This window comes from Salegentibacter tibetensis (genome assembly GCF_020164485.1).
Classification (GTDB): Bacteria; Bacteroidota; Bacteroidia; order Flavobacteriales; family Flavobacteriaceae; genus Salegentibacter; species Salegentibacter tibetensis.
In genome coordinates this window covers 1-24,931 of sequence record NZ_JAIQZA010000013.1, presented here as the reverse complement: position 1 = coordinate 24,931, position 24,931 = coordinate 1, and the positions used below count along the sequence as shown (strand labels likewise).

The window sequence follows — 24,931 nt, the reverse complement described above, 5'->3', positions numbered from 1 at the left end:
CATCAATTATCTTATAGATCTCTATAAATCTTCTCTAGTTGATCTCCCAGAATCTTAGAATGATAATTTTCAACAACAAATTTCCTTCCGGCTTTCCCCATCTTTTCCCGCTTATCAGAATTTTCAAGCAAACCCTCAATCTTATTAGAAAATTGACTAATATTCCCTGACGCTATAACGTAGCCAGTTTCACCGTTGATTAAACCATATTTCATTCCACCTGCATCCGAAACTACCACTGGTAACTCCATTGCTTGCGCCTCTTGAATTACCAAACCTTGTGTTTCTGACCGACCTGATTCATCCACTATCCCCGGCAATACAAAAATATCTGCCTTACTTAATTCTTCTATTATTTCTTCTTGTGTAAGACTTCCCAGAAATGAAACTTTATTCTTTAAATTTAAATTTTCAACTTTTTCAACTAGCTTTTTTTGTATAGGCCCCTCGCCTATAATCACCAATTCAAGATCCTTATAGCCTGTAGAATATAAATTATAAAAAATGCTTATTAAAATTTCAGCTCCTTTTAAAGCTATTAATCTTCCAATAAAAATTAAACGAATGTTTTTAGAAGATTTTAGAAAATGTCCTCTTTTAAAAAAATCTGTGTCTAAACCTACTGGAAGAATCATAGGCTCTTGAAAACAGTCAAACTTCGCTAGTAGATCTGCAGTATATTTAGTGTTACAGGTAATGGCGTCTGAAAACCTAAAAAGATCTTTATAGGTGTTTTGATAAGATGCTATTCGTGCAGGATGAATATCATAACCGTGAAAAGTGGTAACAAGTTTTGTTTTTTTTAAAAATCCGAAATTTTTCATTTCGGCCGCATAAACTCCGTTAGGACCAAAATGTGCATGGATTATGTCTAAATCATGATCCAGAATCCATTTATACCGGGTAAAATAACTTAGATTAAGTGCTTTTTTACCAAACTTGCTGTAATTGAAAATTCTTAGAAATCTGCTAAAATCTATCTGTAGTGATTTCCGTTTAAGAAAACCAAAAAGCTTAAAAAAGCGCTCTATTTTTCCATATTCCGGTATTTTTTGATAATAAACGTGATCTAATAAATTATACTCGGGAATTAAGCGATGCGCGATTGCCTTCTCATTCTTCTGAAAAGCAAAAATTTTCACCTCATGGCCACGCTTTTTTAAATCTATTATTTGATTTACAATAAAGGTCTCAGAAACCGTGGGAAAAGTTGTTACTAAAAATGCGATCCTGAGGTTGGTCATCCTATTATTCTTTATGCTCAGCCCTTAAATGTGTTACCTGATTTTTATTTCTTATGTACTTATCAAAAGCTTTAATAAAAGCTAGAAATTCACAAATTTTTCTTTCTTGCTCTAATACCTGATATGTAACTTCTTCCGGATTTTCATAAAAAACTGGAGGCTAAGTTTAGTAATTCTCTTTAAAAGAAGAAATTTTCCCTTAATAGCTTTTTAAATTTAATCTTAAAATTTATCTTTTTTTTAAACTTAGAGTGTTTTTTATATCTATTTTACGTAAGTTTTCTTTTGAATATATAAAAATCACACATTGATGTTTGATTAGGGTCGTCAGAATTGAATGGGTATTTGTTTTTAATGGTTTGTTTTAGCTCCCAATTATTCATTTGAAATTTATCCACCCAATCGGTAAACTTTCGGCATTTAACATGTGGAGCAATATTTCCTTCATAATTACTGGAATAAATAATTACGTAATTCGTAGATGTGTTAAATAGATCTTCCATATAGATTTCAAAAACACTATCCTCAATAAGATGAAAAAGGACATCTAATGAAAGTACCAACTCTGCTTTTATTTTTTCCCCATTAAAGTCTTTTAGCAAATAAAAACTTTTTGAAGTATCAGTCTTGAATTTGGATTTACATAGCTCAATTGCCGTTTTTGAAACATCTGTACCTATATATTTAGGATAATTTGCCAATGACAATTGATTTCCGTCTCCACATCCAAACTCTATAATACTTTTGATGTTGTTTTTGATTACAAAATCATTAAGCACTTCTGCTTTAAAATCAGCTAATCGACCATAACTTCCAGGACCTGAATCTCTGTTGCTTAAATATCTGTTCTCCCAATATATTTTCGATCCTGCAAATCCATCTGGGGATTTTTTAATTCCAAGTAATTTTTTAAAGGGTTCTTTAAGTTTGGTTTTGATAAGTATTTTTTTTATTAATCTCATATTGTTTTGATTACATAAGTTTCAAAAACGAAAAGGTTCATTTTTACAACCATTCTTTAATGGAACCCCTGTTTTCAATATACTCAACTTGCCTAAATTTTAAATTATAAAACCTCCTGAAAAATTCTTTACTTTTCTCTTTTGCCTCAAAATCTCCTATTATTATGTTTTTAGTTTTTCTGAAAACATCGTTTTTTAATTCTTTTTTAATCTTTTTATTTAATGTATTCACACTGTTTTCTTTCCCAGCCAATTCATCCAAATAAGCTTCACAAACAAAATTAGAAAATGAAATTGCTTTCCTTACTTTAGATACATAATCCAAATTTACCCTTCTTGCCAACATATAATGGAAAAAATGTAGCCTATCATCATACCATATTTTATAACCTAATAATCTTAATGCATAACAATATTCTGTATCCCCACCGGAACTGAGGGAATCCCCTTTTCTACAAGTCAAAAGGGGTTTAAATCCCAACTCTTTTAAATATACCCAATGGCTTTTTCTAATGACCATCCCGGCTCCATATAAACAACCTTTTTTTTTAGTAATATCTCCAGATATATCTGATTGTTTTCCAACGGCAAAATATTTTTTATAACCATCAAACCATTTCGGTTTTTTGCCTTCAAACTTTGCTTCGCACCAACCGCCCAAAGCACCAATTTCGGCATAAGAATTCATAATTTCGAATGCCGTTTGAACATAATGAGGGCTGAGCCAATTATCGTCATCACAAATCAGTAGATATTCATAGCTTGCTTTATTATAACCCAATTCCTGAGCATAAGATTTGCCAGGTATAGGTTGAATATAAGAGCGATATCCTAATTTTTCCGTTCCGTGTAAATTCCACCATTCGTCTGCAAAGGTTTTGGTGCCATCATTCGAGGCATTGTCAACCAACACAATTTCTACAGCACATTGAAACTTCTGGTGTGTCAGGTGCTCCAGGGTTTTGGTCAAAGTGGGTTTTCCGTTATAGGTGCAGATGATTATGGAAACGCCTTTATGCATTATAATACTATTTCTATATTAATAACCCTTTATTATCATTCTTAATGACTTTTTAAACAAAACAAAGGCTTTATAATATTTGCTTTTATAATTTGATTTGGCTATTTTGTTCTTACCTTTTAAATCTTCATAATTTTGAATTAAGTGGTTTATGAAAAAATCAATATTTGCAGCATAAAATTTATTTCTATCTCTTTGCATTACAGCCTTATTTTCAGGTTTACTGCTAAAACCATTTAAGTCATAATCTGCAATTACTAAATCAATATGTCGATAGCTCCCATTCTCAAACAAAACCACTTCATTGTATAAAACCCAATCTGCCAAAACTTCATATTCTTCATTATATCTTTTCCCTTTCTCGAAAATTCTTTTATTATGAAATACAGATTGATGGTTAAGTGTTCTATAAAAAATTGTCATTCCTTCTAAATTTGAAGGCATGACCTTTAATTCTGGTTCGCTATCTGGATATATAATTAAGGAATTTCCATAAATTATATCTTCAAAAGGTTTAAGTAAACTAAAATTCTTTAAAACTTCTTTATTATTAAAACTATCCCCACTATTTAAAAACAAAAGATATTCCCCATTTGCTTTATCAATCCCCTTATTCATCGCATTATAAATCCCTTTATCAGGCTCGCTCACCCAATAGCTTAATTTTTCCTTATGTTGCTCAATATATTCCCTACTCCCATCAGTGGAACCGCCGTCAATAATGATAAACTCAAACTCCTGCCAGGTTTGTTCAAAAACACTTTGCATGGTTTTCTTTAACCCTTCCCTATTATTCAGGTTTACCGTGATGATTGACAATTGTGGCTTCTCCTGCATCTTTATAGATATTTTCTCTTTACACTTTTTCTATTCCTTTTTAATCCTTTGAACTATATATCTCTATTTTAAAAGGAATTCAGCTAATTATGCACCATCTTGTCCTGTGATTCCAGTGATTATTGCTTTTTTCATGATTAGCTGAATACCTTATAAGTTATATTACTTTAATATACTCTCAAACAACTTAATATATGACCCTGCTTGAATCTTTAAATCGTATTTTTCTACTGCCTTTGTCCGTATATTTTTCCTATTAAAGTTATCCATAGTATTTAAAAATGTTTTTAACGATTCAACTAATGCGTTTACACTTATCTCTTTTGCCACAAAACCATTTTCACCATCTCTGATCATTTCGGGTATACCTCCCACAGGAAATCCAATTACAGGTGTACCACACATTAAAGATTCAATAACGGTGTTTGGTAAATTATCCATTAAAGAAGGAATAACAAAAGCGTCTGCTGCATTATAAGCAGCGCTCATTAGCCGCTCATCCTTGATGACTCCTAAATTTATAATATCTAAATCATCACTTATAGTCTCAGAGGTTTTTCCAATTGCACATAAAACCAGGTCTTTTTTGTCAGAAAGTTGTCTAAAGGCTCTTTTTAAATAAATAAACCCTTTACGCTGATTATCTATAGAATCGGCAACAAATAAAATTACTTTTTTATTTTCTGGAATACTCAGTAAGCGTCGGGCAAAAGTTTGATCTAGCGGTTTATAAGTATGGGAGTCCAAACCATAGGGTATGTGATGAACAGGGTATGCATTAAAAAGTTCGCTTTTTTTTGCTTCATCAGCAAGCCATCGAGAGGGAGCAATTATATTCATATTTTTAATTTTACTTAGGGCTTCTTTTTTCAATTCAAGATTCGATTCAGATCTAATTTTTTCATCTTTGGTTACTTCTCTCTTAAGTGGCCGCCCAGTATTGTCAATCCCCAAATATTCCTCTTTATAATGCTCACCGCCAGTAAAAGGATTCATATCATGTAGTGTCCACACTACCGGTTTAGTGTTTTTTTTAAAAAATGATTGAAAATCAAGAAAATCAGCTACCCAATGGAAGTTTATAATATCTGCTTTCCTATACAGTTTTGAGGCAGTAATATCAAAAGAAGAATCTGGAAAGCTATAAAATTCCAATCCCTTTTCCCTGTTTTTTAAAAAGGACAGTTTCTCAGGAATTGGTCTTTTTTTTAATATTCCGTATGATCTTAAAATTTTTATAAACTTGTTTACTATTTTTTGAGATTTGGATACTTTTTTTTGTTGGGGCTTTAGAGTATAAGTGTGCAGTGTTTCCTTTTGTTTTTCTCTTAATAGCACCTTAGAATCAATACCTTCTTGAAATAAACCAGCGTGCAATCTTAAACAAGCATTTGCTGCCCCTCCTTTATCGATAGAATTTACAATGAGTATTTTCATGACTTTTTCGCCTCTATAAAAAGAGAATCTGGTTTTCTAATTTCGCCATCAACAACATCCAATTGATATTTTTCCCAATTATCAATTTGACTTTCAAAAGCAGAACACAGTATAATTTCCTTGAAACCTACTTTCTCTAAAAGTTCTGTAAGAGAGTACCTATCATACATCCATTGATGTATCTCTCCATTCAATCTAAATTTACCAATACGAAGGGCTCTTCTTTGTTCTACGGTTAAAATTTCGTTTTTTGATTTTCTTAATTTATTGGAAATATATTTTTTTATTCTGTTCATAAAACGTTTTAGGAGGGATGTCTTCGGCGCTGTTATATTTATTTGTGTGGAAACTAAATTTTGATTTTTCAAAAAAGCTTGCCTGATTGTTTTGCCTTCTAATCCAATACGACTATAAATATATTTTTCGTTTGGAACTGAGGATTGGAATAAATATTCTTTCATTTCTCCTCCACTTTCATTTCGAACCATTTGATCTAAAAGTTCTAGTTTTATCCATTCGTAATTATATTTTCCTCCTATGTCCCCTAAACTTGCCAATTCAAGATTCCTTAAATATTCTTTAGCTATCGTTTCCAAATCTGGAACAGCAATTCTTATAATTCCGTTAGGTTTTAAAACTCGAAAACATTCTTTCATAAAATTTAATCCATCCATTTTCGAGAAATGTTCTAAAACATGGGAGTGATAAACTACACTCACAGATTCATCATTTAACGGAATACCTTCCAGGAGATTATGAGGTACAACATAGTCACTACTGGAAACAAAGTCAATATTTATCCAATCTTTATGATAGTTCTGACCGCAACCTAAGTTGAGTAATTTCATTGATTGCCCTCTTTATATCCAAATATATTCAATTGAAAATCCATATTATTATAACTTTTCAATCCCATTAAAGGAGAGTTTAAAGAATTATTTCCTGGGATAGACATATAAATTCTAAAATTTGCTTTTGTAAGTATATTGATAATTTCATTTAGTGTTTGAACTTGTCCCACAAAAGAATGGTACTCGACAAAAATTCTTTTCACCTTTCCTAAATCATTCGCGATATCCTTTAAAACTATTGTTTCAGCCCCCTCAATATCCAACTTTAAAAAATCTATCGTCCTATTTAAATACGGTTTCAGTGAAACAACATTTATTGAATTTGTTGCGGTTACAGTTTCATCTAATGTGGAAATAAATCCAGCATCTGCACCTTCAGACTTGAACGAAATGGTTGTTTCTTCATTCCAAAGCCCTTTTTGAACTAATCCAACCCCCTTAAAATTAAAGGACTCTATATTCTTTTTTAAAATATTAAAAATTTCGGCATCTGGTTCAAAAGCTAAAATAGTAGAAGATGGATATAAAAGTTTTAAATAAATTGTCGCAAGACCTATGTTAGCACCCCCATCAATTATATAAGGTTTGATGTTTTCCGATTGGAACTTATATATATGTTGTTCAAAAATCTCTTTTTGCATAAAAAGGAAAGAAGCACTGTCCGGAATAATTAATTCTCCTTTCTTAAACTGCAGTTTTGTTTTAGTGTAACGAGGAATCTTTTTCAATTCCTCAAAAGAATCTTTTTGTAGGTTTTTATCTAACAAGCCTAATTTTCGTTTTATAAATCTTTTAATTTCAGGCGCAATAAATCTTTTCAATTTTATCAAAACATCAGTTATTATTTGAGTCTTAAATAATCATTTATTTCTTGTTTAATATTACAAATAATTAAAATATTCTAATTCTTTATTTGATTCTAATTCAAAAATGTGGATTAAGTTTTCCGGCATCTCCTTTTTATAGGTGCCTATTTTTCCCTTTCTAATAAAATCTTGTTGAGGATCCCAGTTTTTATTGTTCCACCCAAATACCGCTTCCTTTCTTTTCATTTGACCAAAGGAATTACCATGAATTGCCTTGTTAATAACCTCATCTGAACGGTCCAATTGAGCAAATGCAAGCACAGCTTTTATTTGCGTAAAAGGATCCTTTATTAAATCTTCATATTTAACAATTAATGTTTCCGCATTATAAGGGTTATTTATCCATTGTCTAGTATGTTCATGCCACTTTGAAGGGTAAATATCTTTCCCGTAAACTATCATTTCTTCAAGGGTAGTATTTTTACCCATAGCTTTGTTCATCGCATAATATGATGCCATAGCGTCCCTGCCATCTCTCACTAAATGAATAACACGTTTCATATTTTTCTGAGGTAAGTTATGACTCTTAAAAAACATACATTCAGAGAATCGTTTATAATAATACTTACCGTGAATATCAGGAATTAATTCCTGTGTAAGTGTATCTGGTAATAGGGAGGTTTCAATGCCATATTGTACTCCTGCAATTAAATTTTGCATCCAGGTATTTCCTGATTTTGGATAACCTATAATAAATATATCATGATCTTTTGTTTCAATAATTGGAGTAAATTTTTCTTTTGCTAATGTTTCTAGTGAAATCGCACTAGCTTGCTCTTCTAGTCGCAATAATTTTTGTAGAGATTTTTTAATTCTTCTCATTTAAAATCCATTTTATTTTAGGTGAAACTATTCCAGGCCATTTTTCAACAAAATCAGATCCTCCTGCATTTTCACCAACGATATCAACAAAAAGTGTATCAATCGGTTCGATAATTATTTTATGTCCAGGAATCCCTGCATTCAAACTAAAAACATACCTCTTCATATTCAGCAAAAAAGCAGGTATTTCAAGTTGAAGTTCATGAACTCCTTTTTCTACACCGCCTTTTGTCACGAAATGAGAACTTGTCACAAAAACATCTTCACCACTAGTAGTTTTAACTTTAAGATTGAAACGCATTCCAATAATTGATTTAAAAACTTCAAATTTAATATGTACTCTTATACCCTCAGATTGGGAAAAGGTAGTTCTTACTCTTCCTATTTTATCAGTAATAGAGGCTTCTAAAAGCTTTAGTTCTTTATTTCCTAAATTCTCCTTCGTAAAATTCATTCTACCAGAACCTACTTCTGTACTATCCTGATTCAAATAAAAGTCAATTGCGTTTGAGGATTCACCCTCAAAGAATAATTCTCCATTATTTAGAACAATACCCCTGGTACATAAAGATCTCACGCTACCCATATTATGACTTACAAATAGTACCGTTCTACCTTCCCCCATAGAAAGATCCTGCATTTTCCCAATTGCCTTTTTTTGAAATTCGGCATCTCCTACTGCCAGCACCTCATCTACCACCAGGATTTCCGGTTCTAAATGGGCAGCAACGGCAAAGCCCAACCTAACCGTCATCCCGCTGCTATAGCGTTTTACAGGGGTATCTATATACATTTCGCAGCCAGAGAAGGCTATAATCTCCTCAAGTTTAGCTTTTATCTCAGCCCGTTTCATACCTAAAACCGCCCCATTCATAAAAATATTCTCCCGCCCGGTGAGTTCAGGGTGAAAGCCGGTGCCTATCTCCAGCAAACTGGCAATACGCCCTTTAGTTTTTATAGTCCCTGTAGTAGGTGCTGTCACTCGTGAAAGCAGTTTCAGTAAAGTAGATTTTCCAGCCCCGTTTTTACCAATAATGCCAAGTACTTCTCCTTGTTTCACTTCAAAATTAATATCCCTCAAGGCCCACACATAGTCTTCAGTAGCCACAGCGCTACGGTCGTTCACTCCGCCCACCTGCAAATAAGGATCTTCCTTACCACGAATCATGTGCCACCAGCGATTTAGATCATGACTAAGCGTACCGGTTCCTACAGTACCCAGGCGGTATTGTTTGGAAATGTTTTCGGCTTTTAGGATTACACTCATGATTTAGTACGCAGTATTTAAGTAAGCAGTTGACGGTCTAAGATTGACGCCGGAAAAATAAGAAAATTTTATGGTTTTTTTTTGCGGTTGACAGGTTCAGACTCTATAATTTCATTCACCTGGCCTTTACACTTCCGAATTAACCAATTAACGATTCCCGGATTATCGACTATTGTTTAATAAACTAATTTAAACTGTATCGATAAAGTTTTTCTCAGTACCATTAAAAACCACAAGGCCGACCAAAAATAAGACAATAGAAAAAGTCATGGTATAGAAAAAACCACTCCAGGTAAAAATTCCAGTGTCTAGAATCATGTATCTAAAACCTTCAATAATTTGTGCCAAAGGGTTGTATTTTACCAACCATGCCAACTCAGGAATCTTCTCAGACACCTCACTTAAAGGATAAGGCACCGCAGAAATATACATTAACAAAGAGGTGGCAAAACCCACCATAACCGTAAGATCCCTGTATTTAGTAGTAAAAGCCGATATAGTCATCCCTGCCCCCAAACCTAAAAGTGCCATCATCAAAACATAAACTGGAAACAGTAAGAGGTTAGAATTAGGCCGCAAATCATAGCCCTGAAATAGGAAATAAATATAAAAGACAATCAGGATGCTTAATTGAATTCCGAATTTAAACAAGCCAGAAATTACTGTTTTTAGAGGCATGATCACTCGTGGAAAATAGACCTTCCCGAAAATTCCCGCGTTGGCAGTAAAAGTATTAGAAGTTTGAGTGAGGCTTTGATTAAAATAATTCCAGGCGGTGATCCCTGCCAGGTTAAAGAGAAAAGGTGGCACATTTCCCGTGGGAATATTTGCAATGTTATTAAACACCAACGTAAAGATCACAGAGGTAAAAAGCGGCTGAATAAAGTACCATAGCGGCCCAAGGATAGTTTGCTTATATACCGTAACAATATCACGCTTTACAAATAGGATTAGTAAATCCCGGTAATCCCAAATCTCTTTAAAATTTAGGTATATAAATTTGCGTTTAGGACTTATTTCGTAAAGCCAGTCATCTTCCGGTTGTTTCAATGCAAAAATGAATTTAGTGTGTGAAATTAAGAAATTTTTTTAGTGTTAGAAGCTGGTAAAAAATATTCCTTCCAATTTATTTGCAAACGCTATTTCATGCTAAAACAAACTGGATAAGGTTAATCAATTATTTGCTCAGCATTCTACCCTCTGCTTTTATGTGTTCCGGTTTTATGTGGAAAAAGGTCATACCTTAAGTTTTAATCTAGATATTTTGTAATTTTAGTCCCCAAAAAAAATTATTGAAATTAGCAGCACATATAACATTTTTTTATAATCCCTCGAGATTGCAATACCTTAAAAAAGTTATTGAGGCTTTGCTGGAAATTGACTCTAGGATTGATATCTATATCTATACAAATAAAAAAATACTCTTATATAAGAATATCCCTAATATCAACTTAAAAATTTTCACTTATAGAAAATCACTCATATCTAGATTTTCAAAAAAAAGCTTTTTAGATAAGATCGGAATTAAGTGGTTTATTCATCCTTTTTATTTGGCCTGGGAAAACCGGAATTATATTGAAAGAATGGTTGATGACTATGATATTCAAATTTACCTCGAAGATGATATCGAGTTTAAAAAAGAAAACTTTGAATATTGGCTGAAGTTCAATAAAAAAGCTCTGTCTAATAATTATAAGTTAGGATTTTTCAGGCATGAAATAGATAAAAAAAACAGAAGGTTATTAACTGACGTGACCAGGCCACTTACAGAAATTATAGAGCTCGAGGGACAAAAATTTTTATTGAATAGACATAATCCATATTGCGGCTTCTGGATAATGGATAAGAAGGAATTAAAAGCATTCATTAAAAGCCCGGAATGGAAATTGGAATTCGATGCCTACGGTATTAGAGAAAAAGCTGCTATAGGATGGCATGGGAAAAATATGAATAGATATAAAGGAACCATAGTACCCTTACTTGAAGATACTGAAGGTTATATCACGCCACACGAGGCTACAGTTCATCATTTACCTAATAACTATGTTGGTAGGGGCAGCTTTTGCTCAATAGAATTCCCACTACGATATTCTGAAGTTTAATTGAAATCTATTAATAGATTAAAACTTTGTAAGCAATTATTCCACCTTCACAACGGGCCAAAAAGCATCTGTAAATACTCTTAATGAAAAATTGCAAACTGAATGGATAATTTAAAAGAGTAAAAAAAATTAATATTTCAAGTATTTATAAAAAAGATATATTTGAAGTAAAGTTAACCAATCCTTGAAAAAAATATCTATCCTTATTCCGGCTTATAACGAACAGGAAACTATCATTCCTATTTTAAAAACCTTAAAAGATTTAAAACTTAACTTTCACCTGAACAAAGAAATTGTGATTATTGATGATCATTCTGGTGATAAAACAGGTGATTTAATTGAAGAGTTTATTCATAGAAATCCGGAACTACCTATTATTTATTTCAGGCAGGAATTCAATCAGGGAAAGGGAGCAGCACTTCATAAAGCCATTGAGTTAGCTACCGGAGATTATATAATTATCCAGGATGCCGACCTAGAATATGATCCAGAGGAGTATAATTTATTGCTTAAACCTATCATCTCCGGTCGGGCAGATGTGGTTTATGGCTCCCGTTTTATGGGTGGAAATCCGCATCGGGTGCTTTTTTATTGGCATACGATAGGAAACAAATTCCTTACTAATTTGAACAATGCCTTTACCAATCTTAACCTAACCGACATGGAAACCTGTTACAAGCTATTTAAAGCAGATATTCTAAAAAGTTTAAACTTAAAGGAGAAGCGTTTTGGTTTTGAACCGGAAGTAACAGCAAAAATTTGCAGAATTCCCAAGATAAGAATTTATGAAGTTGGAATTTCTTATTATGGAAGAACTTATGCCGAAGGCAAAAAGATAAACTGGAAAGATGGGGTAAAAGCAATCTATTGCGTCTTTAGATACAACTTAATTAAATAATGAAAAATCCTGTGACAGATAAAGTGGGTAAAAACACTCTTGATGTAGTTGGAGAAGCAGATCTTTTTAATAAGTGGATGTTCCAAACCATCTACCCGTTTTCAACTGGTAAAATATTAGAAATAGGAAGTGGCCTGGGGAATATCTCTGAATTTTTCATAAATAATGAAGATGAAATTATGCTCACCGATCTTCGGGAAGAATACTGTTTATCTCTTCAGCATAAATTTGGCTCCAAACAAAATCTACTGGGTATTGATAAACTTAATTTAATTCATCCGGAATTTGAACAAGCCTACAGCAATCACCTGGAAAAGTATGATACCGTTTTTGCTTTGAATGTCATTGAACATATTGAGGATGACGATTTAGCCATAAGCAATTGCAAAAAATTATTAAGAAAAGGTGGTCATTTAATAATTTTAGTTCCGTCTTATCAGAAACTTTATAATAGGTTTGATAAAGAACTGGGGCATTTCAGAAGATATACTATAGAAACCCTTTCAGATCTTTTTGAAAAAAATGGAATAGAAATAATTCATAAGAAATATTTTAATTTTATAGGAGTATTTGGATGGTATATAAGTGGAGGATTGTTAAAAAAAGACACGATCCCATCTAGCCAAATGAGAATCTATAATAAGCTTGTGCCTTTATGGAAAAGAGTAGACAGGCTTCTAAAAAATAGGATAGGTCTTTCTACAATAGTAGTAGGCAGAAAATAAAAAGATTATAAAAATCTCCCTTGAAGAAAAGTCTAATATTAAAAATCGTTTTAGGGTCTATTTTTCTGATCTTACTATTGTATAATTTTAAAATAGCCAATGATTATAAATATGAGGCTGGTGGAGATCCGTGGGATTATATTCATCTGGGCCTAACTCTGGCAAAAACGGGTAATTACGGTCATTTAAATGCATCAAGAGACTCACTGTTGGAAGATTTTAAACTTGGCCAGATAAATACCAAAAATTACTCTTTCACTAATTCCACTGCTTTTAGACCTCCTGTTTGGCCACTAATAATTTCAGGAATATTTCTCATTTTTGGTTATAATCTCACTTATATTATAATTTTTAAGTTCTTACTACACAGTCTTGGATTATACATATTTTATAAGACTCTTAAATTATTAAAACTTCAGGAGGCAGTTATTATTGCGGCAAGTTTTCTATATGGAATAAGCCCCGCCTGGCAGCTTTATTCCCGGGTTTTCCTTTCAGAACCAATTACCCTTTTCTTTATTACTTTATGGCTGTATTTATTAATACGATTTGCAAGAAATAAGTCCGGGTTTTTACCCCAGGCAGTGGTAGGAGGTGTGCTTATTTTATCTCATCCCTATTATATTCTCTTACCGTTTTCTATCTGGATGGTATTGTACCTTAAAAAAGAGGTTAAATTAAAAATATTCATCCTGTCATCGCTTATTTGTGCTTCTATAGTTTCAACCTGGATCATCAGGAATTTGGTGATTCTGGAGACCAATGAGATTGTTCTTACCACTTCCTCTGGGGCGGTTCTGGCAAAAGGCTGGAATCCAAAAGTTTCGGAAGAACATACTAATACACAAGGCGATCTTGCAGATGAGGAGTTGGTGTTGTTGGATTATGAATATGACAGGAGAAAAAATTACGGTGAGGTAGAAAGAATGCAATTATATAAAAACGCGACTATTCATTTTATCAAATCAAATCTAGACTTAATTTTCCCCATCATAAGTCAGAAATTGCTTAGTGCTTTTAACCCCTTTCCTGAAACCGAAAAGCCTGGCATACTCGAAACTGGCAGGTGGCTTTTCCAGTTTTTTGCTTTATTAGCATTGTTATATATACTAATTTTTACCAGAAATAAACTCATATATTCTCTTGCTATTGGCCTGATATTATCTACAGTAGGCATTACCATTCTAACTTATTCCGGGTTTAGATTTAGAATGCCTCAGGTGGGTCTTGAATTACTTTTTATCGCCTTTGTAATAAATGATATGATAAAAAAAATGACTGGATTTACGTCCAGCCAATCTTTAAAATAAATTATTTTCATTAAAAGGTTAGTATTCTCAAACCTCGGGTCAATTCAAAATTGATATATTTGGAAATACCTAACATTAACTTCTGAATTGAAACTAAAAAAAATATTTATCCTCCTTCCCGATGGCGTTGGCCTTAGGAATTTCGCTTTTACCTCTTTTGTGAAAATAGGAGAAGAATTGGGCTGGGAGGTAGTATTCTGGAATCATACCCCTTTTGATCTTACCGGTTTAGATTATAAGGAAATAAAACTAAAAGGAAAACCCAGGTCTCAAACCGATTTGCTTAAAAGAGCAAAAATAGAAGTAGAACTTGATCATTTTAGCCAGAAGTTTAATGATCCGGTTTACCAAAGCTATAAATTTCCTAACTCCCAAAAAGGTTTTAAAGCCATTGTTAAAAATACGATTGTCAGGTCCCTGACTAAAACTCATAAAGGAGAATCTGGTTTACAGAGACTTAGAAAAAAGATGAGACTTTCGGAAAGAAAAGGAGAACTCTATAGGGATTGCAAAGCTGTGCTGGAAAAAGAGCAACCCGACCTAGTATTTTGTACGAATCAACGCCCGGTTAATGCTATCGCTCCTTTGACTGCTGCACAGGACCTGGGTATCTCTACCGCTTCTTTTATTTTTTCCTGGGATAACCTGCCAAAAGCCACAATGGTAGTGGAAACCGATCACTATTTTGTTTGGAGCGATTATATGAAAAAGGAATTACTTACCTACTATCCACATATTTATGAGAAACAGGTTTTTACAAGCGGGAGTCCTCAGTTCGAACCGCATTACGATCTTAGTTTAAGACATAGCCGGGAAGAATTTTTTAAAGAGCATGGGTTGGAGCTTTCTAAAAAATACATATGTTTTAGCGGGGATGATATCACTACTTCCCCACACGACCCACAATACCTTAAAGACCTGGCGGAAGCTGTAAGGCACCTAAATTCCAGAGGACATAAGCTGGGGATTATTTTTAGGCGTTGTCCTGTAGATTTTTCCGATAGATATGATAAAGTATTAGAAAAATATAAAAATCTAATAACCCCAATTACACCAAAGTGGGAAAAGGCCGGCGAACAATGGAACACCATTCTTCCCACCAGGGAAGATCTGAGCTTACAGATCAATACTATTTTTCACTCAGAAGCCGTGGTCAATGTAGGTTCCTCAATGGTCTTCGATTTCGCGATCTTCGATAAGCCCTGTTTATATCTTAATTATGAGGTAACAAAAAAAATCCAGGTTGACTGGAATCCCAAAAAGGTCTATAAATTTGTGCATTTTAGATCGATGCCTATCAGGGAGGAGGTTTACTGGCTGAATTCAAAAGATGAAATCCCGTCTAAATTAGAAGAGGCCTTAAAAGATCCAAACGAGAAAGCACAAAAAGCTCTGGAATGGTTTAATAGAATAAACCAGGAACCGGCCGATAAGGCTTCGGTAAGGATATGGGATTTTGTTAAGGTGGTCGGTAATCAATAAATCAGGATGCTATTTAACTCCATACCCTATTTAATATTTTTACCAGTCGTTTTTATACTATACTGGAAGGTATTCACAAAATCTGCTAAGTTTCAAAATTACCTGCTTTTGGCAGCAAGTTATTTTTTCTATGCCTGGTGGGATTACAGGTTTCTGGGATTAATCATTTTTAGTAGCTTAGTAGATTACACCTTAAGTTTAAAAATCGTTCATAGCACCAGAAAACAAACCCGCAAAGCCTGGTTAGGAATAAGCTTAATTTCCAATTTAGGCTTACTTGCTTATTTTAAATATTTTAATTTTTTTCTGGAAAGTTGGACTGAGGCCTGGTCAAAAATGGGCTTCGAAATGAACTATTCAAGCTGGAGTATCATCCTCCCGGTTGGGATTTCATTTTATACCTTTCAGACTTTAAGTTATACCATCGAAGTTTACAAAGAAAGGATGCAACCTACGAGGAATTTTTTCAACTTCAGCTTGTATGTTGCCTTTTTCCCGCAACTGATTGCAGGCCCAATAGAAAGAGCTCAAAACCTCTTGCCACAATTAAATAAAAAAAGAAATTTTAATTTCTATCAGGCCCGGGAAGGTGTACATTTAATTATTTGGGGACTTTTCAAAAAAGTAGTAATTGCCGATAGTTGTGCGATTTATGTAAATGAAATATTCGATAACCATGAAGACATGAATTCGCTAAGCCTGATTTTAGGAGCAGTCTATTTTGCATTTCAAATCTATGGGGATTTCTCAGGATACAGCGATATGGCAATTGGAACTGCCCGCTTATTTGGAATAAAATTAATGCAAAATTTCAATTATCCTTACTTTTCACGAAACATTGGAGAATTTTGGAGGAGGTGGCATATTTCTCTTTCAACCTGGTTTAGGGACTACTTATATATCCCTTTGGGAGGCTCCAGAAATAATCGCATTCATACTATTAGAAATGTTTTTGTGATATTTCTGGTCAGTGGTTTATGGCATGGTGCAAATTGGGCCTTTATAGTTTGGGGTGGACTACACGCTTTATTTTTTATACCTATATTGCTGGTAAGCAGAAATAGAAAGTATCTGGACACTGCGGGTAAAAATCGATACTTACCAGGTATCAAAGAGACATTTCAAATGCTCTATACTTTTGGAATAGTTAGTATAGGTTGGATTTTTTTTCGTGCTGACTCATTTTCCACTGCAATTAATTACCTCAAGCGAATCATAGCTTTTGAAAATTTTAAATTACAGTATTTATCTATTGAAAGGTATAATATTGAACTTATATTATTAATCTTCTTATTCGTGGTTCTTGAATGGTTTCAAAGAAATGAAGAGCATCCATTTATTGGTCGATTTAAATTTTTGAAGATCATCCTTATCCTATTATTGATATTAAGCCTGGGAGTATTTTCTGATTATCAGGAATTTATTTATTTTCAATTTTAGATGAGAAAATTTCTAAAATATATTGCGCAAATTCTTATTCTAATCACTGTGCTGGCAGTAAGTCTGGATCATATTTATTCATATATATATCAGAACTCGAAACCACGTTTAAAAGTTCAGAAGATTTTACAGTTAAAAAACACACATTACGATGTGGCATTTTTTGGATCTTCTCGTACAGAAAATCATATAGATTGTGAATTGGTAGAAAGAGTCACAGGTAAATCCTGTATCAATTTAGGGATATCAGGTGCTTCAATTACGGATATGTATATCTTAATGGAATTTGCTGAATTAAACAACATAAAATTTGATAAAGCTTTTATGCAAATTGATTACAATTATAATCATACTGGCTTAACAAATTTCTTTAAAGCAGGGATCATCCCATTTATTAATAAATCGGATATTAGAAGTTTAATTCCAAGTCAAGACAGAAAAGACGCATACTTTAAAATTCCTTTTTACCGATACTTAATTTATAATAAAGTTTTAGGAACAAGAGAATTAATAGCTTCTTTAATGAATAGAAAAAATAATCTTGATTTTTCACTAGGTTTTACCCCTAAAATTGGACAGGGAACTGCTGTATCAGGAAGTTTTCCTTCAAAATTAAAGAGAAATAATAATGATTTAGATAAAATGATTAGTTTAAGTGAAAAAAGTGGCACCAAATTACTCTTTTTTACCGCTCCATACTGCGATGAAGTAGAAAACCGTCATATTATCCATTCTCTTGAAAAGCGACTTCCCAATTGGAAAAATTATATTTCAATCTTTGACAATAAAGAAGAAAATTATTTCAATTGTGGTCATTTGAATAAAGAAGGAGCACAAGAATTTACAAAAATCATTACAGAAGACTTGATACTTAATTAATATGCATGTATCCTTCCTTACTCCCGAATACCCCCACCCCCACTCCACCCCTTCCGGCGGTCTTGGCACCAGTATTAAAAACCTGGCCGATCAGTTGGTAAAAAGGGATGTGCGTATCACGGTTTTTGTTTACGGACAGGAAAAAGATCAGGTCTTTCAAAAAAACGGGATAGGCTTTCATTTTATCAAGCAGCTGCATTATAGTTTCTTTGGCTGGTATCGGTACAGGAAATACCTGGAATTCTATATTAATAAGGTAATAAAAGAGCAGAAAATAGATGCTCTCGAAGCCCCGGACTGGACAGGGATAAGTGCTTTTATGAAGCTGAAGTGTCCGCTGGTAATAAGAATGAACGGCAGCGACTCCTATTTTTGTCGGCTGGAGAGTCGGCCGCAGAAAAAGAAAAATTTTTGGTTTGAAAAACTGGCTTTAAAAGATGCAGATCACCTGCTCTCAGTCAGCGAATTTACAGCTAAAAAAACCAAAGAGATTTTTGAACTAAAAAAGGAAATAAAGGTTATCCCTAACTCGGTAGATGTAGAGGTTTTTAAACCAACAGGAGAAAAGGTGCTGCCAGATAGCATTCTTTATTTTGGGAGTGTCATCAGAAAAAAAGGGGTATTGGAGCTGGCGGAAATCTTTAACCTCATCAATAAAGAAAATCCCAGTACCAGCTTGATCATGGCCGGCAGGGATGTACTCGATATAAAAACCGAAAAATCTACCCGTGCCTTGTTTGAAGACATCCTGGATGATGAGAGTCGGGAAAAAGTTACCTGGACGGGGAGTTTGCCCTACGAAGAAATAAAAGCACAAATCTCCAAAGCGGCAGTGATTGTGCTTCCCAGCTTTGCTGAAGCCTTACCTATGACCTGGCTGGAAGCAATGGCAATGGAGAAAGCACTGGTAACCTCCAATGTAGGCTGGGCAAAGGAAGTGATGATTGATGGGGAGACAGGATATACCGTAGATCCTAAAGACCACGCTACTTATGCAAATAAGGTCTTGAAACTTCTTGAGAATAATGAACTTGCAGAAAAGATGGGGAAAGCAGCGAGGAAAAGAGTTGTTGAGAGGTTTTCTACGGAGGTTGTTGTGGAGGAGAATATTGGGTTTTATGAGTCAGTCGTTAGGCGGTAGTATTTTTGCGGTAAAATAGATAATTTTTCACCTTTAGTAATTATGCCTAAGTTAGATTTTAATCGTTTCAGCATTTGACTTTGCTTTATGTTTCTCCATAACTCCCTCGTAACTTCTTCGAAGTTTCTCCGTAAAAAGTCCGTATTTACGGGGGAGAAACGAAGAAACTTAGAAGAAACTACGGTTAAGCTGAAGACATACTCTGTTAAGTTGTAGGCTTTCCTAAGACAGCGCCACTGGTCATTAGGCCAGACCTCGACAGGAATATTAAAGAATAAAGTTCAGTTTATATAAGAACTTTTGTTATTTTTGTCTTACTAATGAGACTAATCAACAAGAAGAAATTAGAGAAGTTCAAAAGAAAGAATAGAGGCAACAAAATCCTTTCTAAAGGAATTATTGATTTAATTGATGCTATTGAATCGAATAACTGGAAGAATGGACTTGAATTAACTGAAACAAGAATTGACGCTGATTGTGTTCATAATGTAGGGTTTTATTTTTTTGATATTACTCGTGCAGACAGAACAATGATATTAATAGAATTTGATGACAATGAAGCAACTGTAATATGGGTAGGGAATCACAACGATTACACTACAGCTTTTAAGAACAACAAAAACACTATTAAAGCCTGGTTAAAATCAAACGATTGGATTGAATAATATGGAAACACAATTTGACATAAAAGAACTCATTAAAAAAGGAGAAATTAAAAATGAATTGGAGGTCGAAAGAGCTTTAATTGCTGATAGAAAACTTAGAATCTTATCAAAAAAAGATCCTTCTTTAAAGCAGCTTAGATCTAAGTTAAGAGATTTAATTGAAAAGTATGAATCAAAAAATTGGTCTCAAGACTTAAAAATTTCTAATAAGAGAATATTAGAAAGTGATGTTGCTGAATCAATTGCTGAGAATGAAAGACAATTCATTCAGAGAAGAAAAGATATAATTCTTGAAAAACTTAAAAAAATAGGTCTTACTCAACAAGATTTTGGAGTTTTACTTGGTCATAAAAATAAATCATACATCTCTGAATTAATGAATGGAGTTAGACCATTTTCATTGAGAGATATAATAGTAATAAATAGATTATTAAAGATTGATTTAACTAAACTTGTTCCTACATTCCTTCCCCAGGATGAAAGAGTAAAAATAAGATCCTCTATTAAAAAAATAGACAACCCTAATTTAAAATTAAGTAAAGAAGATTTTGAGTTAGTTTAAATCCTGCCCGTTGAGTTCGAGCCTGCCCGGCCGACAGGCGGGTGAATTCAAAATGCGGGAGCAATTTTGAATTTGTATCGAGAACAGGTTAAGAGTACGAACTAAAAAAGACTTCTCGATACATTTTTTATTCTGCTACCGCTTCATAAAAAACACTCGAAGTCAACGTGTGTATTTATATAAGAAAGAGTTTACATTAATCAGGGAACAACTTCTAAACTGATTCCTGATACCACTTATAAGTCTGCTTAATCCCTTCTTCCAGTGCTATCCCTGCCTGCCAACCTTTGTTTTTAAGCTTTTCGACATCGAGTAACTTTCGGGGAGTGCCGTCGGGTTTGGAGGCGTCCCAGAGTATTTCTCCGCTGTGGCCGGTAATCTGCTGAATCATAACTGCCAGTTCATCTATTCGAAGGTCTTTTCCGGTTCCCACATTATAGATAGTTTCTTCCAGCTGATGCTCCAGACAAAACAAAACCGCCGAGGCCAGGTCATCTACATGCATAAATTCTCTCATAGGACTTCCCGTTCCCCATAGCTTTACCGGGGCATGGTCCCGACCTTTTGCTTCATGGAATTTCCTCAACATTGCCGGAAGCACATGCGAGGTTTTCAGGTCGAAATTATCTCCCGGGCCATATAAATTTGTCGGCATCAGGCATATAAAATCCTTTTGATATTGTCGGCGCAAAGCCTCGCAGGCTTTAATCCCGGCGATCTTTGCCAGGGAATACCATTGGTTGGTAGGTTCCAGCTCGCCAGACAACAGGTATTCCTCCTTAATGGGTTGAGGAGAATATTTGGGGAAGATACAGGAGCTTCCGAGGAAAATAAACTTTTTTATACCATAGCTGTGGGCCGCATCAATAACATTATTTTGTATTTGCAGATTATGTATAAGGAATTCATACGGAAATTCATTATTGGCCCAAATGCCTCCTACCTTTGCCGCAGCCAGAATCACCACCTCCGGACCTTCCTCTTCAAAAAACCGGTTTACGGCTATCCTGTCCCTGAGGTCAAGTTCCCCTGAGGTTCTCCCTAAAAGATTGGTATATCCTGCCCCTGACAATTTTCTCCAAATAGCCGAACCAGCCATTCCCCTGTGACCTGCTATATATATTTTTTTATTTCTATCCATTTAATCCGTGCAATCCGTTTTAATCCGTTTTAATCCGTGTAATCTATTTTCATTTACTCGTAATAATTTAAAGTGGTAAAGCCTCCCTTTTTCAGGTGTTGTTCCTTCTGCATCAGCATCAGATCGCTTTCCATCATTTCTTTTATCAATTCGGTTAAATCATATTCCGGTTTCCAGCCTAACTTTTTATGAGCTTTTGACGCATCACCTACCAGCAGATCAACTTCGGTTGGCCTGAAGTATCGCGGGTCGATATTCAGAACTTCTTTTCCTTTTTCAAGCTGAAAACGCTCATCCTTACAGGATTTCACCAGGGCCTTTTCCTCTACTCCTTCCCCCCTGAACTCCAGTTCTATTCCCACTTCTGAAAAAGCCATTTTAACCAAATCCCTTACTTTGGTGGTGGTGCCGGTAGCGATTACCCAATCTTCAGCTTCTTCGGCCTGCAGGATCATCCACATCATTCTTACATAGTCTTTTGCATGCCCCCAGTCTCTTTGTGCATCCAGGTTCCCCAGGTAGAATTTATCCTGAATCCCTAAAGCAATCCTTGCCGCTGCCCTGGTAATCTTCCTGCTTACAAAAGTCTCTCCCCTTAAAGGGGATTCATGGTTAAAAAGGATGCCATTACAGGCAAACATGCCATATGCCTCACGGTAATTAACCGTGATCCAGTATGCGTAAAGCTTTGCAACACCGTAGGGACTGCGGGGGTAAAAAGGGGTAGTTTCCGATTGCGGACTTTCCTGAACCTTCCCAAACAATTCAGATGTGGAAGCCTGGTAAACCCTGACCTTTTTCTCCAGTCCCAGTAATCTCACCGCATCGAGAATCCGGAGAGCGCCGAGTCCGTCGGTATTGCCCGTGTATTCCGGAATTTCAAATGAAACCTGTACATGACTCATCGCAGCCAGGTTATAGATCTCGTCGGGCTGGATCTCCTTGATGAGACGGATTAGGTTTGTACTATCGCTCATGTCTCCGTAATGGAGAATAAAATTTCTATTTGTCTCATGAGGATCCTGGTAAAGGTGGTCGATCCTGGAGGTATTGAACTGTGAAGATCTGCGTTTAATTCCATGTACTTCATATCCTTTTTTCAGAAGAAATTCACTTAAATAAGCTCCATCCTGACCGGTTATTCCTGTTATTAATGCTTTTTTCATCCTTTTTCTATTCTCCGGAACCAAACCGGTAAATACCTGCCCAAGATAAAAGAATTTTTATTTCCGGAGTTCTCAGTTTACTCTAAAAGGGTCTTTTGTCTATAGTTTAGGCTTAAGCCTGTTTATTGTTTGGGGTCTGTTGGTTGGTTTGTCAGTTGTCAGTTGTCAGTTGTCAGTTCAAGGTTTTAAGGTTTAAAACATGTAAGATTCAGGAGTCCAGATTTAAGATGGGGTTTTGTAATTAATTTAGGATCCTAGAGGCATATATATGGTAAAGAGTATATACCTAATTTCAGCTAAAAAATAATAAAGCATAGAACAATTTTGTATTTTTGAAAGAAAGCAGTAATAAAATGGATACAATAGCAATAAAGAACCGGATCCAAAAATATATTGAACATGCTGATGAGCGTATGTTGATGATTATTAATGCAATCATAGAAGCTGATGAGAATGAATTGCCACAATCCCATAAAGAAGTTTTAGACAAACGTTTAAAATACCATCAGGAAAATCCAAATGAAGGAAAGAGCTGGGAGGAAATACAGGACACTTTGAAAAAACAATATGAGCTATAAGCTTATTGTAAAACCAATGGCAGAAAAGGACATAACTGAAGCTGTTGATTGGTACCACACCCGTGCTACTCATCTTCCTGAACGGTTTTTAAGGAAATTGACAATGCCATTGAATTACTAAGGCATAATCCTGAACATTTTCAAAAAAGGTATAATGAAGTTAGGCTTCTCTTTACTAAAAATTTTCCTTTTGCAGTTTACTATACCATAGAAAACAATTTGGTTTTTATACACGCTGTACTACATACGAAAAGAGATCCCAAAATAGGATCTGAAAGAACCTGAGTTATTCCCTTATAAAACTACACTTAGGATACAATCCGTACTAACTATTTTTCAAGCGCCACTTTTTAATTTAGAACGATATTGGTTTTTTATAGATAATCAATTGACTGCGGGTTAGGGGTCTGTTTATGATTCGAGGGAGTTTGGTTTCCGTTTTTAAAGCCCACTTTTTAAAATTATTTTTTGGCGCTCCCCATTTAAAAAACCGGCTAAAGCGTTCCAGGGTCCCTACCGGAATGGTTTCGACTTCAGCAAAAAACTTCCTGCCTGCTTTTTCAAAATGCGTTGAACTAAAGCTTCTGTCGGGGTGTGGATCGTTTTTTTTCCATTCAGCAAAGTCGGTTTTATAAAATTTTGATGGCCGGTTTTTAACCGGAATATACCACCGAAGCTCATCGAGTAATCTTGAGTTTACCGCCGGTTCAAAAAACCGGGCTTCCCCATCTTCTTTTAAGAGTCGGGCGGTTTCTTTTAAGAATTGTTCTTCCACCGGTAATTCTAAATGATGCAAAAAAGCTTTTCCCACCACAAAATCGAATTGCTTTGAATCCAGGTTATTTTCTAAAAAATCCCCACTTACAAAGCGAATAGAAAATTCAAATTTATAGGCTTCATTTAAAGCCTCTACGATCTTACCGCTGGAATCTGCTATATCATTGGCATAAACCTCAGCGCCAAGAGCAGCCATTACCGCTGCATTTACACAATCGCCGCAGCCCATTTCTAAAACTTTCTTTCCTTTTATTCTTTCCTTAAATTCTCTTTGATAAAGTGCGAACCAGCTGGTTTCGGTAGTGGTCGCCGAAGCAAGAAAACCGTCAAGATTATTGATCCAATGGAGGATATTCTTTATGTTGTAGTTGGCATAAAGCTTTTCGTAATGAAGTTTATTTTTATCCTGGTTAAGATTTGACGCACCCATAGTTTATATCTGAAGGCTAAAAATATAAAATTGAGATGAAAGTAATAAAATAAATAACCTGCCTCAAAAATTCAGTAGGTCAGTTTGGGTAGCAGGGTTTGATTCTTAGCGAAATAGCACTGTATAGAGAATAGGTTAGGAATACGATTACCACTTCTCGATACAATCCCGATTGCATCGGGACCACTCCTTTAGACTTGCATTAATATATTTATATTAAGCTAAATTAAAAGAAGAGAGCTGAACTTAAGTACCCTAAAGACACTCAGAATTTACAAATTCATACTTCGATTCAGACTTAAGTTCAGATTTTCATCAAAAATCTCTA

Annotated in this window: 26 protein-coding genes; 13 read left to right on the top strand and 13 right to left on the bottom strand. The window is 34.6% G+C overall.

Annotated elements, in window-relative coordinates:
- Window positions 1-11: 11 nt before the first annotated feature.
- The 10 genes from LB467_RS08585 to LB467_RS08540 all read right to left on the bottom strand — a co-directional run bounded on the left by LB467_RS08585 (window position 12) and on the right by LB467_RS08540 (window position 10,357).
- Complete coding sequence (locus tag LB467_RS08585) at window positions 12-1,244, bottom strand: glycosyltransferase (RefSeq protein ID WP_224473629.1); 1,233 nt, start codon at window positions 1,242-1,244, stop codon at window positions 12-14.
- 269 nt (window positions 1,245-1,513) lie between these two features.
- A complete protein-coding gene (locus LB467_RS08580; protein WP_224473628.1) occupies window positions 1,514-2,206 on the bottom strand; it encodes a class I SAM-dependent methyltransferase in 693 nt (230 codons plus the stop codon).
- A gap of 43 nt (window positions 2,207-2,249) precedes the next feature.
- Complete coding sequence (locus tag LB467_RS08575; RefSeq protein ID WP_224473627.1) at window positions 2,250-3,227, bottom strand: glycosyltransferase; 978 nt, start codon at window positions 3,225-3,227, stop codon at window positions 2,250-2,252.
- A gap of 18 nt (window positions 3,228-3,245) precedes the next feature.
- Window positions 3,246-4,064 (bottom strand): glycosyltransferase family 2 protein, encoded by an 819-nt coding sequence (locus LB467_RS08570; protein ID WP_224473626.1) that lies wholly within the window; start codon window positions 4,062-4,064, stop codon window positions 3,246-3,248.
- Window positions 4,065-4,226: 162 nt separating this feature from the next.
- Window positions 4,227-5,501, bottom strand: a complete 1,275-nt coding sequence (locus tag LB467_RS08565; protein WP_224473625.1) for a glycosyltransferase — start codon at window positions 5,499-5,501, stop codon at window positions 4,227-4,229.
- Window positions 5,498-6,349, bottom strand: coding sequence for a class I SAM-dependent methyltransferase (locus LB467_RS08560; RefSeq protein WP_224473624.1), 852 nt, complete (start codon window positions 6,347-6,349; stop codon window positions 5,498-5,500). Before LB467_RS08560 ends, LB467_RS08565 begins: the two co-directional genes overlap by 4 nt.
- Window positions 6,346-7,173 (bottom strand): FkbM family methyltransferase, encoded by an 828-nt coding sequence (locus tag LB467_RS08555; protein WP_224473623.1) that lies wholly within the window; start codon window positions 7,171-7,173, stop codon window positions 6,346-6,348. Before LB467_RS08555 ends, LB467_RS08560 begins: the two co-directional genes overlap by 4 nt.
- A gap of 60 nt (window positions 7,174-7,233) precedes the next feature.
- The gene (locus tag LB467_RS08550; protein WP_224473622.1) at window positions 7,234-8,040 is read right to left on the bottom strand and encodes a sulfotransferase domain-containing protein; all 807 of its coding nucleotides are present in this window, start codon (window positions 8,038-8,040) and stop codon (window positions 7,234-7,236) included.
- Window positions 8,027-9,307 carry an ABC transporter ATP-binding protein gene (locus LB467_RS08545; protein ID WP_224473621.1) on the bottom strand — a complete coding sequence of 427 codons (1,281 nt, stop codon included), beginning with the start codon at window positions 9,305-9,307 and terminating at the stop codon, window positions 8,027-8,029. Before LB467_RS08545 ends, LB467_RS08550 begins: the two co-directional genes overlap by 14 nt.
- A 189-nt stretch (window positions 9,308-9,496) precedes the next feature.
- Window positions 9,497-10,357 (bottom strand): ABC transporter permease, encoded by an 861-nt coding sequence (locus LB467_RS08540; protein WP_224473620.1) that lies wholly within the window; start codon window positions 10,355-10,357, stop codon window positions 9,497-9,499.
- Between the two features lie 287 nt (window positions 10,358-10,644).
- Here LB467_RS08540 and LB467_RS08535 point away from each other — a divergent pair, with 287 nt between their 5' ends.
- The 10 genes from LB467_RS08535 to LB467_RS08490 all read left to right on the top strand — a co-directional run bounded on the left by LB467_RS08535 (window position 10,645) and on the right by LB467_RS08490 (window position 20,511).
- Window positions 10,645-11,409 (top strand): hypothetical protein, encoded by a 765-nt coding sequence (locus LB467_RS08535; RefSeq protein WP_224473619.1) that lies wholly within the window; start codon window positions 10,645-10,647, stop codon window positions 11,407-11,409.
- Between the two features lie 184 nt (window positions 11,410-11,593).
- The gene (locus LB467_RS08530; RefSeq protein WP_224473618.1) at window positions 11,594-12,307 is read left to right on the top strand and encodes a glycosyltransferase family 2 protein; all 714 of its coding nucleotides are present in this window, start codon (window positions 11,594-11,596) and stop codon (window positions 12,305-12,307) included.
- Window positions 12,307-13,032, top strand: coding sequence for a class I SAM-dependent methyltransferase (locus tag LB467_RS08525; protein ID WP_224473617.1), 726 nt, complete (start codon window positions 12,307-12,309; stop codon window positions 13,030-13,032). Before LB467_RS08530 ends, LB467_RS08525 begins: the two co-directional genes overlap by 1 nt.
- Window positions 13,033-13,052: 20 nt before the next feature.
- Window positions 13,053-14,342 carry a glycosyltransferase family 39 protein gene (locus LB467_RS08520; RefSeq protein WP_224473616.1) on the top strand — a complete coding sequence of 430 codons (1,290 nt, stop codon included), beginning with the start codon at window positions 13,053-13,055 and terminating at the stop codon, window positions 14,340-14,342.
- An 87-nt stretch (window positions 14,343-14,429) separates the two neighbouring features.
- Complete coding sequence (locus LB467_RS08515) at window positions 14,430-15,824, top strand: glycosyltransferase family protein (RefSeq protein WP_224473615.1); 1,395 nt, start codon at window positions 14,430-14,432, stop codon at window positions 15,822-15,824.
- Window positions 15,825-15,932: 108 nt separating this feature from the next.
- On the top strand, window positions 15,933-17,264 hold the full coding sequence (locus LB467_RS08510; RefSeq protein ID WP_317196357.1) for an MBOAT family O-acyltransferase: 1,332 nt from the start codon (window positions 15,933-15,935) through the stop codon (window positions 17,262-17,264).
- Window positions 17,265-18,143 carry a hypothetical protein gene (locus tag LB467_RS08505; RefSeq protein ID WP_224473613.1) on the top strand — a complete coding sequence of 293 codons (879 nt, stop codon included), beginning with the start codon at window positions 17,265-17,267 and terminating at the stop codon, window positions 18,141-18,143.
- A gap of 1 nt (window position 18,144) precedes the next feature.
- A complete protein-coding gene (locus tag LB467_RS08500; protein WP_224473612.1) occupies window positions 18,145-19,284 on the top strand; it encodes a glycosyltransferase family 4 protein in 1,140 nt (379 codons plus the stop codon).
- Window positions 19,285-19,604: 320 nt separating this feature from the next.
- Complete coding sequence (locus LB467_RS08495; protein ID WP_224473611.1) at window positions 19,605-19,949, top strand: type II toxin-antitoxin system HigB family toxin; 345 nt, start codon at window positions 19,605-19,607, stop codon at window positions 19,947-19,949.
- Between the two features lies 1 nt (window position 19,950).
- The gene (locus LB467_RS08490) at window positions 19,951-20,511 is read left to right on the top strand and encodes a helix-turn-helix domain-containing protein (protein WP_224473610.1); all 561 of its coding nucleotides are present in this window, start codon (window positions 19,951-19,953) and stop codon (window positions 20,509-20,511) included.
- Window positions 20,512-20,725: 214 nt separating this feature from the next.
- Here LB467_RS08490 and LB467_RS08485 read toward each other — a convergent pair whose 3' ends face one another.
- On the bottom strand, window positions 20,726-21,652 hold the full coding sequence (locus LB467_RS08485) for a GDP-L-fucose synthase family protein (RefSeq protein ID WP_224473609.1): 927 nt from the start codon (window positions 21,650-21,652) through the stop codon (window positions 20,726-20,728).
- 53 nt (window positions 21,653-21,705) lie between these two features.
- Window positions 21,706-22,818 (bottom strand): GDP-mannose 4,6-dehydratase, encoded by a 1,113-nt coding sequence (gene gmd / locus LB467_RS08480; RefSeq protein ID WP_224473608.1) that lies wholly within the window; start codon window positions 22,816-22,818, stop codon window positions 21,706-21,708.
- A gap of 353 nt (window positions 22,819-23,171) precedes the next feature.
- Between gmd and LB467_RS08475 the strand changes: the two genes are divergently transcribed.
- Genes LB467_RS08475 through LB467_RS08470 form a run of 3 tightly spaced genes read left to right on the top strand, consistent with a single transcriptional unit; the run spans window position 23,172 to window position 23,681 of the window.
- Window positions 23,172-23,396: an addiction module protein gene (locus LB467_RS08475; RefSeq protein ID WP_224473607.1), complete on the top strand. Its 225-nt coding sequence runs from the start codon at window positions 23,172-23,174 to the stop codon at window positions 23,394-23,396.
- Window positions 23,386-23,517, top strand: a complete 132-nt coding sequence (locus tag LB467_RS19175) for a hypothetical protein (RefSeq protein WP_262901620.1) — start codon at window positions 23,386-23,388, stop codon at window positions 23,515-23,517. The genes LB467_RS08475 and LB467_RS19175 overlap by 11 nt, the downstream gene beginning before the upstream one ends.
- Entirely contained in the window at window positions 23,493-23,681 is a 189-nt protein-coding gene (locus LB467_RS08470) for a type II toxin-antitoxin system RelE/ParE family toxin (protein ID WP_224473693.1), read from the top strand. The genes LB467_RS19175 and LB467_RS08470 overlap by 25 nt, the downstream gene beginning before the upstream one ends.
- A 70-nt stretch (window positions 23,682-23,751) precedes the next feature.
- Here LB467_RS08470 and LB467_RS08465 read toward each other — a convergent pair whose 3' ends face one another.
- Entirely contained in the window at window positions 23,752-24,603 is an 852-nt protein-coding gene (locus LB467_RS08465; protein WP_224473606.1) for a class I SAM-dependent methyltransferase, read from the bottom strand.
- Between the last annotated feature and the right edge of the window lie 328 nt (window positions 24,604-24,931).